The following is a 16,375-nucleotide window of genomic DNA, read 5'->3' on the forward strand; positions in this document are numbered from 1 at the left end:
TTGGCGTATTATTTGCCTATTTTGTCAGTGTTTATTTTGGTTTTTAGTTTTTTACCGCTACTTAATAAAATTATTAAAAACCGCAGTGTATCGGGTGTATCACTGCTAATGATGACATTTGGTTTAGCGCAAAGTGTGTACTTTATTAGCTACAATCTTTATTTTGCTCGCTTTTATATTGCCTTGCCGTTTTTTGCGACAGGATTGTTGAGTGGTTTAATTTTATACTTTTTTGCCCGTTATAATGCCGCTAAACGTCAGAAGCTGCAGTTACTTGGCATGCTTAGCTTTTCGTTATTACCTTTTTTGTTGCTGTTAAACCCTAACCTAGATACTGCCTCTGTGCTAAACGGCTTAACTTATGTGGGCTTAATTATGAGTTCGGTTCGGGTTATGCCACAAACCTATAAAACATTGCGAACAGGGAATATTAGTAACCTGAGTGCGCGCTATTTTAGTTTGCAATTTATAGCAGGTATCTGTGGTTTGTTTGCAGAGCTAGCCATGCCAGTGCAAAGTACTTCGCATATATTAATGTTTATTATGATATTGCTAACTAATGCGCTGCAATTTGCGTGTATGCAGTATTATCGCGTACGTCCTGTGTTGGCATAAAATTATAGTGACCGTTAATTTCATTTGTGGCACTTTGAGTGACCAATAAATAAAAAGTGCCCACTATGAAATTAACTATCCATCAAATCGATGCGTTCAGCAGTGAACTGTTTAAAGGTAATTATGCTGCCGTGATCCCATTGGAGTCTTGGCTTAGTGATGATCTTATGCTGAATATAGCTTCGGAAAACAATGTGTCTGAAACCGCTTTTACTTGTCAGTCGGCAGATGGAAGCTTTGCGATACGTTGGTTTTCGCCATTAATGGAGATTGATTTTTGCGGCCATGCTACTTTAGCGGCGGCCTATGTGCTTTGTGAGCAACATAGTATATCGCAGGTGTGCTTTAGCGCAGAGGCGGTGGGCAAACTGATTGTTAATAAAAATAACGATGGCAGCTTTGCTATGACCTTTCCTAAACAAGCCCCTGAAGAGGTTCAGCTCATCCCTGATGCTCTATTAGCTGGCCTGTCTATACAACCTGTTAAAGTGCTGAAAAACCGCCAAGCTTATTTTGCTATTTATGATAATGAGCAGCAGGTTGTAGATCTGAAAACAACCAATGAACAACTAAAAAAATTAGCCCCATTAGATGTGGTTGCAACAGCACCGAGTGTTGAGTACGACTTTATTTCTCGTTATTTTTGGCCTGCCAGTGGGGGTGATGAAGACTTTGTAACCGGCTCAATTCATACTGGGCTTGCCCCTTATTGGGCAGGGCAGTTTGGAAAAAATTCTCTCAGTGCTTATCAAGCCTCACAACGAGGTGGGAAGCTACACTGTGAAGTGGGCAATACAACAGTGACATTAACGGGTCATGCCGTAAGGTACCTTAAAGGCACTATTTACCTTTGAGTTAGTGTAAAAAAGGCCACGTATGACGTGGCCTTGGTTTACTCAGTGTTATTTATGCTTCTAGCGCTTTGCTAATTAAGCGGTCGATATATTTTTTATGTGCTTTGGTTGCGGTATCAGCGCCCCATGCAACCTTTTTATCGGCTATTTGAGTTAGCTGATATAGCGCGGCTGTTTTCGCTAAGTTATCGTATTTACTTGCTTTTTCTAGGCCTGCAATCGCAATTAGCTGATTAACATATTCAATCTGTAAATTATGACTGATTGAATTAGCGGTTTTACTATCAACAAAGATACTTGCAGTTAAATCCTCCATAAATTGCGTAAGGCTGTATTCATTACCATATAAAGCAGTATCTGAAATACGCAGTAACACAGCAGGATGTAGTAGTTGCGCTAGTACACTCTTTTGCATACCTAAAATCATTTTATGCGGTTTAGGGTCTTCGTTTTTACCGTAATGATTAAACCCACGACGCTGCTGCTGCATAAAGTTATACAATGGCTGCATGCTTTGCAGTACATTTGGAGCAAACACATACTCAGCTAAAATAGCCATTGCTTGGGTTTGACGCTCAAGTGGTACCGGTGTAAAAGGCTTTGCTGCATTTTCATCGCCCACGACGGCACGCTCTACATACACGCCACCAATTTGACGAGATACCACGCCTGCTTGTGCACGATACTGGCCAAATAGGCTGTTAGCTGAAGTAACAAGCTGTTGGTAAGACTCACCTTTTACTGTAGCTTTGTCTTTAAGTTCTGCAAAGAGCGTATTGATCAGTGCCATTCTATCTGCCCCGTAAGCTGCAGGGTTAGACGACAAGTCACCTATCATCACGCGAGGGTCTATATGGCGGCCAGGGGCACGCATGTCGTCGGCATCGTTACCAAAGGAAAGCGCATGTTCGCTTGAGCGAGCGAGTATTTTATCAAGGCGAGCTTGCTCTGCAGCTTCATCTTTAAGCGCTGCGCTGTAGCCGTAATTTATTGCCCAATCATCGTATGGACCTGGTTTAGTTTGGAAAATATCGCCTTGAGTCACACCCGTTGGCGCTATATTTGCTGGCGCATAGTCCATTACCGAGCCGGTAACTATGCCTTGGGTTTTACTTTTGTCGTGAACTTCTTTCTCATCCCACAAAATAGAAGACTTCATGTTGTGATTAAGACCTAGAGTATGCCCTACTTCATGTAAAACCAGCTGAGTTAAGCCTTGGCGTAACATTTGGGTATCTTCAATATCAGCGCCATTTGCTAAGCCCTTGGCCATTATTAGGCTTTGCTGTAATTCATGACCTAAAGAGCAATTGAGTTCTGAATAGTTGGTTGGCTGTGTATGGCTCATCGTGCCTTGAGTATACAGTGTGTCGTATATCCAGCGGTTTTTCATAAATACAAACTCAAGCATAATGTCTGAGCCTAAAATTTCACCGGTTAACGGGTTCGCTAATGCTGGCCCATACCCACCAAACGGTGGTTTGGGTGATGAAGTCCAGCGTAGTACGTTATAGTTAATATCGCCGGCATCCCAATCGGCATCGTCAGGTTGTATTTTCACTTCAAGTGCATTTTTAAAGCCTGCTTTTTCAAATGAGGTGTTCCAAGCAAGTACGGCATCACGCACGGTGTCACGCCATTCAACCGGTGTGGTGTTTTCTATCCACCAGGTAATCGGTTTTACTGGTTCTGAAAGTGCAGCGTTTGGATCTTTCTTTTGTAAATCCCAGCGCTTAATGACATCTTGGTATGGCGCCCAGTCGGTTGACGTCATTTTATCAAACTGATTGGTGAAATAACCAATACGTGCATCATCAAAGCGAGGTTGGTAATTGTTTTCTGGTAAAGCCACAAATGAATGTTGTACTTTTACCGACACACTTCGGGGGTCGCTTATCGCACCTGAACCTCGAACGGTTGGGCTGCTATTGGTAAAAACATAATCAACAACCACATCTAGGTTGTTAGGGTATGGGCGCTGTTTGATGATGCGTGATTTTTTATCGTCTAATTTACCTACTTTAAAACGCTTTTTAGCATTTCTATCGTTTGGGTTAGGCGTAGGAGATACTTTATGTAGCGCTTCACTTAAAAAAAGCTTATTTACATTAAAGGCTATTTTACCTTCTTCTTGTTTTTCTATTTTTATACTTGCAAGCACGGCTTCGCTGATGTTAGCTTCACTGGCTTTGGCAAGTGCGCTATTTTCGTTAAATAAGTAGCGAGGGGTTTTACTAATAATATCAATACGATCAAAGTATTTTCTAAATTCAATCAGCTTTGTTTCACGATACGACCCACGAAAATGACCCGCATCAGTTACACCATCAATGGTATGCGCAAAGTACACAAAGGGCGTATCGAGCTGTGATTCGTTTATCACCATTAAGTGATCGCCGGTTTTTTCATCTTGGTAAAGATTAAAAATACCCGCAAATTCGATTTGCCCTTTAATCATTTCAGTTAATGTTTGTGGTTTCTTTTCTTCTTTTTTTTCTGCTGCAACAGCATAGCTGCCACTAAGCGCTATACTCAGCGCCAAGGTAAGTGTGGTTAATTTCATCGTTTAGTCTTTTTTAGTTGTTAATGTAATTTTACTGTACGGTGTGTCATGCTTTTTCGCACAGTATGATTAATAAATACTAACCTAAAGTGATTAGCTTTATGATTTATAATGGTAAAAGATTGTAACAATACATTTATAAAGCGGCTTAACAGTGCTTTTGACTTACCTTTTATTTGCTGAAGAAGACCTTATTTATACCTTTTTGTAACAGTTGCTTACAAATGTCACGTTAATGTTTCATTAAGCTTTGGTATCATAGTGCTAATAGTAATTTGGGAGAAATAAACAGATGCAAGGTAATGTACTTAGATGGGCTTTTCCATTTGTAGCACTGGCATTAGGTGTTGCTGGTTTTGTTGCAATTAATGCGATTGCAAAAGAGTCAGATAAAAAAGAAGTCATAGACACTCGACCAACGGTGCAAGTTGAAGCCGTTTCCGCTAACGATCATCAAGTTATCATTAATAGTTATGGTGAAGTGCAGCCACTAGAAAATACCCAACTTTCAGCGCAAGTGTCAGGTGAAGTCGTCAGCTGGCATCCAAGCTTTGTGGCGGGTGGTGTTGTGGGTCGCGGCGAAACCTTATTTACTATTGAAAAAGATAACTACGAGGCTGCGGTATTGCAAGCTGAAGCTGAACTTGCCCGCGCTCAAGCGATGTTAATTGAAGAGCAAGCGCAAGCCAAAGTCGCAGAAGACGAAGCAAAACGTTTCCCAAATAAAGCACGTACAGATTTATTTTTACGCAAACCACAAGTGCTGAGTGCGCAAGCATCAGTTAAGTCGGCGCAAGCAGCATTAAAAAGAGCCCAACGCGATTTAGACAATTGTGAAATCACCGCACCTTACGATGCATTAGTGGTGAGTCGCAACGTAGGTGTAGGTCAGTTTGTCAGCATGGGCGCTCAAGTTGCCGAGCTGAATAATATTGAAACCGCTGAAGTGATTATTCCGATCGCAGGTTTTGACAGTGTGTTTTTACCTGAGCGCGTTAAAGGGGTAACGGCAACCGTTATTAAAACAGGATTCAATGGGTTTACTCGCCAAGCAGTAATAGACCGCGATTTAGGGATTGTTGATAACGCGACTCGCATGAGCAGTTTAGTGGTAAGAATTGAAGATCCTTACGGACTGACTAATCAGCAGCCTGCAATTAAATTTGGCACTTATGTACAAGTAAACTTTGCCGGCACTATGCTCAATAATATTTATCGTTTACCGCAAGAGTTAGTAAATAACCAAACCGTGTGGATAGTTAATGATGAGCAACAGTTAGAGCCGCGTAAAGTAAAAGTGATTCGTGAAGAAGGCGAATATTTTTATATTAGCGATGGCTTACAAGCCAACGATAAGCTCGTTACCACCTTACCTGAATACCCACAAAAAGGGATGGCGGTAAAAATAGCAGGGCTTACTGAATCAGAAGATGCTGCAGAGCGCACATCAACAGAAAAACTATAAAGGTAGCATGAGTTATGAATAGCACAGAACTACCCAATACAACCAAACAAACAGGGTTAATTGCCTATTTTGCTAACAACTCTGTAGCTGCTAATTTGATGATGTTTTTTATCATTGTAATGGGGATTATTAGCTACTTTACGATTCAGCGACAAATGTTCCCCAATATAGAAGTTAACTATATTACGGTGAATGCAAACTACCCAGGGGCATCGCCTCAAGAAATTGAAGAAAGTATCTTAATAAAAGTTGAAGAGTCGTTAAAAGATATTACCGAAATTAAAAAAGGGGTGTATCGCGCTTTTCGTAATGGGGGGTCTGCCAGCCTTGAAATTAATACTGACGCAGAGCTTACCGACGTTCTCGATAAGGTAAAACTGCGAGTAGATGGTATCGCGACTTTTCCTGCAGGAATGGAGCCGGTTACCATTAGCCAAATAGAGTTTCGCCAAGATGTAATTGGTATGACGCTTGTTGCCGACCTACCGCTAAATGAACTTAAGCCAATCGCAAATCAGGTTGAAGATGAATTATTGCAGTTATCGAATGTATCTTTAGTGGTAAATGATGTGCCACTGGATGAAATTGCCATAGAAATAGAGCCCGACACACTTCGCCAATATAATTTAACTTTATCGGATGTAGCAAATGCGGTACGTCGCTATTCGGCTAATTTTTCAGCCGGACAATTAAAAACGGATGCTGGTGTTATTTCGGTTCGAGTAGAAAATCAGTTTTATTCTGGTGAAGAGTTTAGGCAAATTCCGGTAAAAATTGGCGCCAATGGTGCCAAGGTGTTGCTACAAGATATTGCGATTATTAAAGATCAGTTTGTGGAAGGTGAGCGCTACTTTAAATTTAACGGCGAAAATGCGGTTTATTTATCGGTTAAAGCCACCGAAGAGCAAAATATTATTCCGGTGGCCGATTCTGTTAAAGCCTACATGGACCAAAAAAATAAAGAGCTGCCATTGGGTGTGCGTTTAGAGCCATTAATGGACATGACATACTACCTTAATGCACGCTTAGATATGATGAAAGCTAACTTGTTTCAAGGGGCTATTTTAGTTGCCATTATGCTTTCATTGTTTTTACGTTTTAAGCTGGCACTGTGGGTAATGATTGGCTTACCGGTATGTTTTTTAGGGGCGATGATGTTGATGCCATTATTTGGCATCACGATTAATATTGTGTCTTTGTTTGCCTTTATTATGGTATTGGGGATTGTGGTGGACGACGCCATAGTCATAGGTGAAAGCGCCTACACCGAAATAGAGAAAAAAGGCGGCGGTGTTGTCAATGTAGTGAATGGCGCAAAACGAGTTGCCACCCCGGCGACCTTCGGAGTACTCACAACCATTGCGGTATTTGCGCCATTTACACTTTCAAGTGGACCTGAAAGTGCCTTCTTTTATGGTATTTCAGTGGTAGTTATTTTATGTTTAATATTTAGCTTAATAGAATCTAAGCTAATACTACCAGCGCATATTGCGCATACTCACTTTTCACCTATAAACCCTAATGGCTGGCGGGCACGTTTTAATAAGCGCTTTTTTGGCTTTGTAAATGGGCCTTATAGGCAGTTTATTATTAATTGTATCAAATGGCGCTGGACGGTGTTATTTAGCTTTATTGCGCTGTTAATTTTTACTTTTGCGTTAATCTCGTCTAATCAGGTAAGAATGATCCCGTCACCTAAAGTGCCGCATGACTTCCCGCAAATTAATGTTGAAATGAATGATAATGTATCAGACATCCAAACCATTAACGCGATACGCCAAATAGAAGCTATGGTACTTGAGGTTGATAAACAAACAGCGCGTGAAGATGGCCATAAAATGGTGCGTGATGTATTGGTATTTAACCAAGGTCGAACCGAAGCGCAAATTTTAGCGCCATTGGTTGACGAAGATTTACGTCCATATAATGCCTTTGAGCTGTCGCGCCGCTGGCGTGAAGCGATGCCTAATATCGCGGGGGTTAAGTCGTTAACTATACAAGATGATGTTGGCGGTGGAGGTGGCGGCGGTAACGGCGAATTTGGTTACCTATTGTTTGGTTCTGATATAGATACCCTCAATGAAGCCGGGCGTCGCTTTATTCAACTATTGCAGCAGCAAGAAGGCTTATTTGATATCAGTTCAACGATTGATCCTGCTAGCAAAGAAGTACAAATGAGCTTAAAACCAGTCGCTTTTGACTTAGGGTTAGATTTGGCCTCAATTGCTAACCAGGTGGGGGCAAGCTTTTACGGTGGCGAAGCGCAACGTGTTATTCGTCGCGGTGAAGAAGTACGGGTGATGGTACGTTACCCTAAGCTTACTCGCGAAGCGTTTTCATCGCTTAAACACGCGGTTATCACCACGCCCCAAGGCAAAGAAGTATTGCTAGGAGATGTGGTTGAACTAACAGAAACACCGGGTATCAGTTATATTCGTCGTGAAGGTGGTTATCGTACCGTGTATGTTTACGGCAATATAGATGAAGAAGTAATTGAGCCGGGTGAAGTGGTTAAGCAAGTAAAAGAAAACCTATTGCCACAACTACAAGATGAATACCCCAGTGTTAAGTCAGAACTAGGTGGTGCCATTGAGGAGCAGCAAGCGCAAGCTAATGAGCAATTGCTATTTTTTGCTGGCGGGATGATTTTGGTTTACATTTTGTTGGCTGTGCCACTAAAAAGTTACTCGCAGCCTTTAATTGTAATGTCGGTTATTCCATTTAGTTTAACGGGTGCAATATGGGGACATTTTTGGTTTGGTTTAGATATTAGCTTAATGTCGGGCTTTGGTTTAATTGCTGCTGCAGGGGTTGTTATTAATGACTCATTAGTAATGACTGATTTTATTAATCAGGCGCGTCGCGCGGGTATTAGTATAAAAGATGCCGTTATTGAGGCTGGCTGCGCCCGCTTTAGACCCATACTACTTACCTCAATAACTACCTTTGCTGGCGTATTACCGATTATGTTTGAAACCAGTTTACAAGCTAAATTTGTAATACCGATGGCGGTAGCACTTGGTTTTGCGGTTATGTTTGCAACACTGATCACCCTTATTTTGGTGCCGTGCTTGTACATTATTTTAACTGACATAGGGGCGCTGTTTAAACGCCCATTTACAAGTAAAAAGGTGAGTGTGAGTTAGTATTATATATCACCCTGCCCCGTCCTAAATGTGTAAACACATGTCAGGACAAGGCATCCAGCTGAATAAAAAAGCCAACCGTTAAAGCGGTTGGCTTTTTTGTGTTATTTTTATGAATGTAAACTTAAGTGCTGCTTTTAAATTCTGGTTACATTCTTTTGTTTGATTATTGCAACATTGCGAATTACAATCAGTCGGTATTGGTATTACACAATGGTTTTTAACCTAATACTTTAGTTAATGCATATTAGCCTTCGAGCTAGTTTGCCTGTTGTAAGCCATATGATATGGGCGACGTTTGACTCTTTAAGGTGTTGCAGTGTTTATACATTCATCATTAACGTGTGGAGAATGGTTAACTATTGGTTGTCTTGGGCTCGATCAGTATAGCCAGCTATTTGTTGGTGATACGGTTAGTGTGAGCTTTTACGATGAGCATGGTGAATTATCTCAGCTAGCGTTTGAATATGAAATACTCTCCCCAGAGCAGGGTGAACCCCATGCTTGGAGCTTGCTGGTGGTTGAGCATATTAATATGCATATTCCGCTGGTGTGCGCTGGCAGAATGACAGAGCAAGGATTAGTAGTCGCTTATAGGCATAATAAAATATTTGCGCTTGAAAGTAGTGGTATTTGTAGCGCGGTGGTTCATTTTAATCGCGCTGAAAAAAATAAAAAATTAATTGCTGTAAGTAGCCTTGGATACGATGCAATTTATCCTCAAAATGGCGATATGTATAGTGCAGGCACCAAAGTACTACAGCCTAAAACGGGGCATATATACCAGTGTAAGGCATGGCCATTTAGCGAGTTTTGCCGTGTAGATGAGCATAACACTATGTTTGAGCCTGGCGTTGGCGAAAGCTGGACTATGGCTTGGCAGCAAATACAGTAAATCAACTTCCCTTAGGTATAACGACAACAATAAAATTCACGTAGTTTTTAGTTATCGAATTTATACCGCTTTAGCCCACTCAACTATGAGTGGGCTTTTTTATTTTTATGATAAACTGGCCGCCATTGTTATTTTTTAAGCGGTTTTTTTGTGTATTCTTCTGATTATTCTTTAAGCTTATTGCCTAATTTTCCTATTGCTAAAAAGCAACCTCATGCGCTTACTACTCACGCAAAAACACGCAGTGATGATTATTATTGGATGCGTGATGATGAACGACAAAATGCCGAAATACTCGCGCATTTAGCACAAGAAAACGCCTATTGTGATGAGCAATTAGCCGCCATTAAGCCATTACAAAATACACTATTTGAGGAGCTTAAGGGGCGTATTGTAAAAGACGACAACACCGTACCGGTCAAAGATGGCCAGTATTGGTATCACTCAGAGGTTCGCGGAGATGATGAATATGCACGCCATTATCGCAGTAGCAGTATGGCAATGGCTAATAAAGCGTTACTACTTGATGTGAATGAACTTGCCAACGGCTATGAGTTTTATGAGCTAGGGGAAGTGGCGCTGAGTCCCAATGAGCAATTAATGGCATATTCTGAAGATACTGACGGCAGACGTATTTACACAGTTCGATTTAAAGATTTAAGCAGCAATAAAATGCTCGACGATGTACTCGAGATTACCGAGGGGCAAGTTGTTTGGGCGAACGACAATAAAACCGTATTTTATGTAAAAAAGGATTTAAAAACCTTATTAGGTTATCAAGTTTTTAGACATGAGCTAGGGACTGAGCAACACCAAGATGTGTTGGTATACGAAGAGCAAGACAGTAGCTTTTTTATGGGCTTAGGTAAAAGTCGTGATGAAAGCTTAATTATAATCGATTTAGCAAGCACAGAAACTAACGACATGTGGATACTTGATGCCAATCAGCCCCATGGCGAATTTACTGCTTTAATGCCGCGTGAAGAGGGGCATGAATTTGATATCGATAAGCTTGGTGATACTTTTTATATAGTAACTAACTGGCAGGCTAAAAACTTTAGATTAATGACCGCGACAAGCAATACCATTGCTGATAAAAGTCAGTGGCAAACACATACCCCTCATCGTGAAAATGTATTATTAGAAGGTGTTGAATTATTTAACGACTTTTTAGTGCTTAGCGAGCGCGAACAAGGCCAAGCCCGCTTTGTTGTGGTTAATAAAAACGCTGAGCGAATGAACCTTGAGTTTGATGATCCTTGCTATTACGCTGCTATTGCCATGAACCCAGAACCAAATGTAGCTCATGCGCGCATTTACTATTCAAGCTTAACAACGCCAGGCTCGCTCTATAATGTTGATTTAACCACAGGCGAAAAAACCTTACTTAAACAACAAAAAGTACTCGGTGATTTTAACGCAGGAGACTATCAGTCAGAGCGATTAATGGTCAGCGCTCGAGATGGGGTAAAAGTACCGGTATCCTTGGTTTATCGTAAAGATAGTTTTAAACAAGATGGTTCAAACCCACTGTTTCAATATGGTTATGGCGCGTATGGGATCACCATAGATCCAAGCTTTTCGAGTACGTCACTTAGCTTACTCGACCGTGGCTTTGTTTATGCGATTGCGCATGTGCGTGGTAGTGAAATGCTAGGGCGTTCATGGTACGAACATGGTAAAAAACAGCATAAACAAAATAGCTTTAATGACTTTATAGATGTAACCAAAGCGCTCACTGAGCAAGGATACGGCAACAAAAGTAAAGTGTTTGCCTCTGGTGGCAGTGCTGGGGGGTTATTAATGGGAGCCGTAGCAAACCAAGCACCTGAACTCTACTGCGCTATGGGTTGCCATGTGCCATTTTTAGATGTGCTTACCACTATGTTGGATGAAAGCATACCGCTTACAACAAATGAGTATGATGAATGGGGTAATCCAAATGACCCTCATTTTTACGAGATTATTGAAGCGTATTCACCGTACGACAATATTAGTGCGCAACACTACCCCAATATATTGGTGACGACCGGCTTGCACGACTCACAAGTACAGTATTGGGAACCAATGAAATGGGTGGCTAAAATGCGTGAATATAAAACCGATGATAATATTTTAGTGTTTAAAACCGACATGGATGCAGGGCATGGTGGGGCATCGGGTCGCTTTAAGAGCTTAGAAGAAAAAGCGCTAGAAATGGCCTTTTTTATCGCTTTGTCATAGCCAGTATATGATTATCACAAAAAAGCCTCAGTCATAACTGAGGCTTTCTATTTTTTAAAATAACTTAATCTAGGTAGGCTTTTAACATCCACACTAGTTTTTCTTGCTCTTTAATGTAGTCACTCATTAATGACGCGGTACCTTCATCATCAGCTTCAGCGGCTTGTGCAAGAATATCGCGCTGCATTTTAATTAAGCTGCTGTATCCGGCAAGTAAGTTCTCTACTGCGGTTACGCCGTCGCTGATCCCTTTTGCTTCTTTAATTTCACTTACTTCTAAGTAATCTGAAAATGCATGTAGCGGTGCACCATCAAGCGTTAAAATACGTTCTGCGATTTCATCTACTTTTAACAGTAGTAAGTTATAAATTTCTTCAAACTTTAAATGTAATTCAAAAAAGTTTCGGCCTTTAATATTCCAGTGAAAACCGCGGGCATTCATATATTGAATTTGATAGCTGCTTAAAAGCGTATTCAGTGACTTAATAATATCTTCACTTTTTGTACTGTTTAAACCAATTGCATTTACTTGCGACATACTTTGCTCCTTAAATAACCGTTTTATGAATTTGTTTACACCTTGCTCAATACAGTCAGTATTACCTAAGAGGGTGTATTAATAAAATCGTTTATACATATTGGTGTCATAGCTAAAAGCTATCACCTTAGCTCGACTTTTTAAATAAGTTAGCTAACGCTGTTCAATAGATATGGGTTGTGTTTATAAAAATACTACCTTGAGCAGCGAAATTGTTTATTTTGTGAGTACAAAATATGATCTAAAACAAGCTTTTGACAGGCGCAGCGCACACTTATTTTATTTATTGATGTAGGTCAAAAAACGCTCATAAGTAAAGCGCATAATCACTATAGCCCAACTTGATAGGGATCACTTTATTGAGTTAAGGGGCTACTTGATTAGATGCGGAGAGAAATTATGGAAGCTAAAACACGTAAAGAAAATAAAGCTGAACTCATCGTTATTGGTATTGCTTTGCTAGGGTTTGTATTAGGGTTAGTTGCGCACTTAGCGGGTGCGAGTTTTGCAAACTCTGATGCCTTTGGCTATATTGCTGCACCAATGCCCTTAGTGCTAGGTATTATATTTTTGATCAGCTACAAAGTGGCGGCTGCAGCCGAGGACTAAATGTCCTCATTCAAGCGCTCAAGAATATAATTAACGACTTGGCGTGAGTAAATCATACTGGTATGGCTTAAGTGAAATACCTTATGTTCGGCCATACCCTTTAGCTTGGTTTCATCTAGCAATACAGTGCCATCAGAGCGGCTGCTTTTTACAATGAGTGGCATTAAGCCAATCGGTAAATCGCCAGCAATGCTATAAAGTTTGGCATTAAATGGCCAATCGCCATTTTCGGTCAGTAGAAATTCCACACTGTTTTTTAAAAATACATCAAAGCCTTTTTGCTGCATTCTGCGGGCTATATGGCTGCCTTTATGCGGCGTGCCTAAAGTAATAACTTTTGTTACGTTTTGGCTTTGCTCTGAATTTGCTGCTAAATAGGCTCGTGCTACAAGGCCGCCCATAGAGTGACATACCAGCGCCGTGCTTTTACCATCAATAAAGGCATCAATTTGTGCAAAAATAGCCGCGCGATCAGGTGACAGTGTATTGTAAGAAAGGTTAAGTATGCTCAGCCCCGATTTTTCTAGTTGCGAACATAAAGGGCGCATCACAAATCCCGACATATACAAACCATGCAACACCACAACTTGTTTAACAGCCATACACCCTCTTTTTTACAGAATACAATTTACATTAATTGTACTGGTTTTATTTCAATGTTAACTGAATCAGAGCTCATCCATACATCACCATCTTGAATGGTAATAGTCAGCGATATATTACGATCAACCAGTGCTGCCAGCGCTTGAGTTGCAGCAAAATCTAAACTAAAAATGCTTAGGTTTTTAAACTCATGCAACTTAGGTTGATGTTTTTGCCACCAAATTGCTTGGTTGTTTTCACCATAAGTGTATAGCACCACTTGTTTAGATTTATTACAGGCTTTTTTAACGCGCTTCTCGTCTGGTAAGCCAAGTTCAACCCACAGCTCAATCTCTTCACTGTAGTTTTTATGCCACAGCTCAGGCTCATCATCTGCGGATAAACCTTTGGTGAACTCTAAACCATCACAGGCATTGAGTGCATACGCAAGCAAGCGGATCATCAAGCGCTGCTCGGTTTCTGATGGGTGTTGTGCCAAGGTTAAATTAAAGTCTTGGTATACGTGACGGTCCATATCGCTAAGCGATAACTGCGCCTTCATGATGGTAGATTTGAGAGCCATAGTGTCTTATATGAAAAAATTTGCGTCAGTATAGCGCAATTAAATGAATTGCCAGTTAAAATAGCTACAAATTATATGTTAGGAGTTAAAAATGGCTATCCAGTGGTTCCCTGGGCACATGAATAAAGCCCGTAATGAAATTAAAGAAATCATGCCACAAATGGATGTGATCATTGAAGTGCTTGATGCGCGCATTCCTTATAGTAGTGAAAACCCGATGGTGGCTTCGCTGCGTGAAGGCAAACCGGTGATTAAAATTTTAAATAAAGCGGATTTAGCTGACCCTAAAATGACCCAAGAGTGGATGAACTACTTTGAGCAAGAAAGTGGTGTGAAGGCGATTGCATTTGGTAATGATAAAGCGGCGGAAGTGCACCGTATTAATGAGTTGTGTAAAAAGTTGGTGCCGCACAAAGTGGGTGCTGATAAGCAAGTTAAAGCCATGATCATGGGTATTCCTAACGTGGGCAAGTCGACGTTAATTAATACGTTAGCGGGGCGTATTGTGGCAAAAACTGGTAATGAGCCAGCGGTGACTAAAGCGCAGCAACGCATTAAGCTTGAAGACGGCATTATGTTGTACGACACGCCGGGTATGTTGTGGCCAAAAGTTGAAAACGAAAACTCGGGCTACCGTTTAGGTGCTACCGGTGCGATACGTGATACCGCACTTGAATATGAAGATGTTGCCAGTTATACCGCAGAATATTTATTACATGCTTATCCTGAGCTGTTAAAAGCACGCTATAAAATTGCTGAATTACCAGAAAGTGATTGGGAATTTGTTGAAATGGCGGGTAAAAAGCGTGGTTGTATTCGTGGTGGTAATCAAATTGATACTTATAAAATGTCAGAAATTCTAATTAATGAATTACGCGATGGCATTATTGGTCGTATTACCATGGAAACGCCAGCTATGCGTGAGGAAGAAGAAGTGATGGTTGCTGAGCTTCGTGCTGCGGCGGAGGCTAAAAAAGCCGCTAAAGAAGAAGAGAAAAAACAACGCAGAGCGCGAGCACGTAAAAACCGCCGTTAATTGTTTTTACATTAGGTAGCTCACTAAATAACAGACATAAAAAAAGCCCGTAAGGGCTTTTTTAGTTTCATATCTACCGTCACCGATATGAGCAATGTAGCAAGTAAAATGTAGGGCGGTTACCCGTTATCAATATCAAGGGGCGTTGCGATTAATAACAGGTAACCAAGCTTTAACGTGGGCTACACGTGTTTCAGGGTCGAGAAACAAAACAGTTTATTCCGTACAAGTAGTGATGCTTTACCGTCTTGTTGATATTGATTATCAGTTAGATTTGTCGAACTGTCAATACTCAATTGAAAATAATTCTCATTTATTTGTGGCTTTGTAAAAAGCTCAATAAAAGCAATGTATTGGCATTTAAACTAGTGTTGGGCTTTATAATTATGGTGTTTTCTGGTTATTCACTCTGCGATTTATTTGTGCCACCAACTCTTTATCTTTGCTTCCCTCGCTATCGACGATAAGTAAAAAGTGATCGCCTTGCTTATCTATCACTTTGATAACTGTATTTTCAAGTTGTGTTTTACCATAAGTTACTTCAACGCTAGCTATATCTTTAAAGTGTTTTAAGTTTGATTCAAGTTGGTCTTGTTCATTTTTCCAATAACTAAAAATATAGTTGTCGCTTATACCATTGCCGTCGTTACGAAAATCTACCCATGCATCGCTGTAAAAAAATAGCACATCTTCATCAATAGGCACTAATTGATGACGCTTCAAAAATTGCATTTGAAATGACCATAATTTATCGCCCTTAACGATCGCGGTACTCGGTAACAAGTAAACCTCTTCGAGCAAGCTTAAAAATAAAATGGGAGCCCAAATTATGGCGATCACAATATTTCTTACTCGCCATTTAGAGTTGTATGCAAGTGCGTCAGATGATTGGTTCAGGTGTTGAATGTAGTTAACTAATGGCAGCCAAAGCAAAGGAATTATACACAGCGCAAAAGTTGAGTAATCGTCAAACCGTGTTGTTACTGTAAGTACTAAAAGGAGTAGCCATGCCACAATAGCTAGCGCATTAGGCATTATTTTGTTCTTTTTATGGTGCTCTTGACTGTGTGCAAGGAGCTCCAAAAATAAAGGATAGAAAAAGAACAGCGAAAAAATCCCGCGAGCAATCGGCATGATATGACTATTTTGCTGTATTTTAATTGCTTTCCAGTTGCGATAACTCCAGTAGTTAACCTGAGCTTCGGATAAGAAATTACTAATTTAAAGGAACTAAATGCTCGTTCCATGATCCGATCATTCGACCAA

The 16,375-nt window shown here is 40.6% G+C and carries 13 protein-coding genes; 8 read left to right on the forward strand and 5 right to left on the reverse strand.

All coding sequences use genetic code 11. From position 1 onward, the window contains the following. A complete protein-coding gene (locus AAEY57_RS09510; RefSeq protein ID WP_016899022.1) occupies window positions 1–615 on the forward strand; it encodes a PQ-loop domain-containing transporter in 615 nt (204 codons plus the stop codon). Between the two features lie 65 nt (window positions 616–680). Then, window positions 681–1,469: a PhzF family phenazine biosynthesis protein gene (locus AAEY57_RS09515; protein ID WP_013466229.1), complete on the forward strand. Its 789-nt coding sequence runs from the start codon at window positions 681–683 to the stop codon at window positions 1,467–1,469. Window positions 1,470–1,521: 52 nt separating this feature from the next. Here the strand turns inward: AAEY57_RS09515 and AAEY57_RS09520 are convergent, their stop codons facing one another. Then, entirely contained in the window at window positions 1,522–4,032 is a 2,511-nt protein-coding gene (locus tag AAEY57_RS09520) for a zinc-dependent metalloprotease (protein ID WP_013466228.1), read from the reverse strand. A 292-nt stretch (window positions 4,033–4,324) separates the two neighbouring features. On the opposite strand from AAEY57_RS09520, the gene AAEY57_RS09525 reads away from it, so the two are divergent. The 4 genes from AAEY57_RS09525 (at window position 4,325) to AAEY57_RS09540 (ending at window position 11,761) form a co-directional block, all read left to right on the forward strand. After that, window positions 4,325–5,497 carry an efflux RND transporter periplasmic adaptor subunit gene (locus AAEY57_RS09525; RefSeq protein ID WP_350607632.1) on the forward strand — a complete coding sequence of 391 codons (1,173 nt, stop codon included), beginning with the start codon at window positions 4,325–4,327 and terminating at the stop codon, window positions 5,495–5,497. 14 nt (window positions 5,498–5,511) lie between these two features. After that, the gene (locus AAEY57_RS09530; RefSeq protein ID WP_350607634.1) at window positions 5,512–8,643 is read left to right on the forward strand and encodes an efflux RND transporter permease subunit; all 3,132 of its coding nucleotides are present in this window, start codon (window positions 5,512–5,514) and stop codon (window positions 8,641–8,643) included. A 319-nt stretch (window positions 8,644–8,962) separates the two neighbouring features. Beyond that, window positions 8,963–9,538 carry a chitin-binding protein gene (locus tag AAEY57_RS09535; protein ID WP_350607637.1) on the forward strand — a complete coding sequence of 192 codons (576 nt, stop codon included), beginning with the start codon at window positions 8,963–8,965 and terminating at the stop codon, window positions 9,536–9,538. Between the two features lie 150 nt (window positions 9,539–9,688). Continuing rightward, complete coding sequence (locus AAEY57_RS09540; RefSeq protein ID WP_350607638.1) at window positions 9,689–11,761, forward strand: S9 family peptidase; 2,073 nt, start codon at window positions 9,689–9,691, stop codon at window positions 11,759–11,761. 64 nt (window positions 11,762–11,825) lie between these two features. On the opposite strand, the gene AAEY57_RS09545 is transcribed toward AAEY57_RS09540, so the two are convergent. After that, on the reverse strand, window positions 11,826–12,299 hold the full coding sequence (locus tag AAEY57_RS09545) for a Dps family protein (RefSeq protein WP_008112861.1): 474 nt from the start codon (window positions 12,297–12,299) through the stop codon (window positions 11,826–11,828). A 399-nt stretch (window positions 12,300–12,698) separates the two neighbouring features. Between AAEY57_RS09545 and AAEY57_RS09550 the strand changes: the two genes are divergently transcribed. Next, window positions 12,699–12,908, forward strand: coding sequence for a hypothetical protein (locus AAEY57_RS09550; protein WP_016899028.1), 210 nt, complete (start codon window positions 12,699–12,701; stop codon window positions 12,906–12,908). Here the strand turns inward: AAEY57_RS09550 and AAEY57_RS09555 are convergent. Together AAEY57_RS09555 and AAEY57_RS09560 are read right to left on the reverse strand one after the other, a co-directional pair. After that, entirely contained in the window at window positions 12,905–13,510 is a 606-nt protein-coding gene (locus AAEY57_RS09555) for a lipase family alpha/beta hydrolase (RefSeq protein WP_350607642.1), read from the reverse strand. The genes AAEY57_RS09550 and AAEY57_RS09555 overlap by 4 nt on opposite strands. Window positions 13,511–13,536: 26 nt before the next feature. Continuing rightward, window positions 13,537–14,073, reverse strand: a complete 537-nt coding sequence (locus tag AAEY57_RS09560) for a YaeQ family protein (RefSeq protein ID WP_350607645.1) — start codon at window positions 14,071–14,073, stop codon at window positions 13,537–13,539. A gap of 91 nt (window positions 14,074–14,164) precedes the next feature. Between AAEY57_RS09560 and ylqF the strand changes: the two genes are divergently transcribed. Further along, window positions 14,165–15,109: a ribosome biogenesis GTPase YlqF gene (ylqF, locus tag AAEY57_RS09565; protein ID WP_350607647.1), complete on the forward strand. Its 945-nt coding sequence runs from the start codon at window positions 14,165–14,167 to the stop codon at window positions 15,107–15,109. A gap of 384 nt (window positions 15,110–15,493) precedes the next feature. Here ylqF and AAEY57_RS09570 read toward each other — a convergent pair whose 3' ends face one another. Continuing rightward, window positions 15,494–16,144, reverse strand: coding sequence for a hypothetical protein (locus AAEY57_RS09570; RefSeq protein WP_212746079.1), 651 nt, complete (start codon window positions 16,142–16,144; stop codon window positions 15,494–15,496). Window positions 16,145–16,375: the final 231 nt, after the last annotated feature.

It is taken from the genome of Pseudoalteromonas sp. MER144-MNA-CIBAN-0113 (assembly GCF_040308965.1).
Taxonomy (GTDB): domain Bacteria; phylum Pseudomonadota; class Gammaproteobacteria; order Enterobacterales; family Alteromonadaceae; genus Pseudoalteromonas; species Pseudoalteromonas tetraodonis.

Excerpts from the sequence above, each read along its gene's own strand:
- AAEY57_RS09515 (WP_013466229.1), top strand. The coding sequence starts at position 681 with ATGAAATTAACTATCCATCAAATCGATGCGTTCAGCAGTGAACTGTTT.
- AAEY57_RS09520 (WP_013466228.1), bottom strand. The coding sequence starts at position 4,032 with ATGAAATTAACCACACTTACCTTGGCGCTGAGTATAGCGCTTAGTGGC.
- AAEY57_RS09525 (WP_350607632.1), top strand. The coding sequence starts at position 4,325 with ATGCAAGGTAATGTACTTAGATGGGCTTTTCCATTTGTAGCACTGGCA.
- AAEY57_RS09530 (WP_350607634.1), top strand. The coding sequence starts at position 5,512 with ATGAATAGCACAGAACTACCCAATACAACCAAACAAACAGGGTTAATT.
- AAEY57_RS09545 (WP_008112861.1), bottom strand. The coding sequence starts at position 12,299 with ATGTCGCAAGTAAATGCAATTGGTTTAAACAGTACAAAAAGTGAAGAT.
- AAEY57_RS09550 (WP_016899028.1), top strand. The coding sequence starts at position 12,699 with ATGGAAGCTAAAACACGTAAAGAAAATAAAGCTGAACTCATCGTTATT.
- AAEY57_RS09555 (WP_350607642.1), bottom strand. The coding sequence starts at position 13,510 with ATGGCTGTTAAACAAGTTGTGGTGTTGCATGGTTTGTATATGTCGGGA.
- AAEY57_RS09560 (WP_350607645.1), bottom strand. The coding sequence starts at position 14,073 with ATGGCTCTCAAATCTACCATCATGAAGGCGCAGTTATCGCTTAGCGAT.
- ylqF (WP_350607647.1), top strand. The coding sequence starts at position 14,165 with ATGGCTATCCAGTGGTTCCCTGGGCACATGAATAAAGCCCGTAATGAA.
- AAEY57_RS09570 (WP_212746079.1), bottom strand. The coding sequence starts at position 16,144 with ATGCCTAATGCGCTAGCTATTGTGGCATGGCTACTCCTTTTAGTACTT.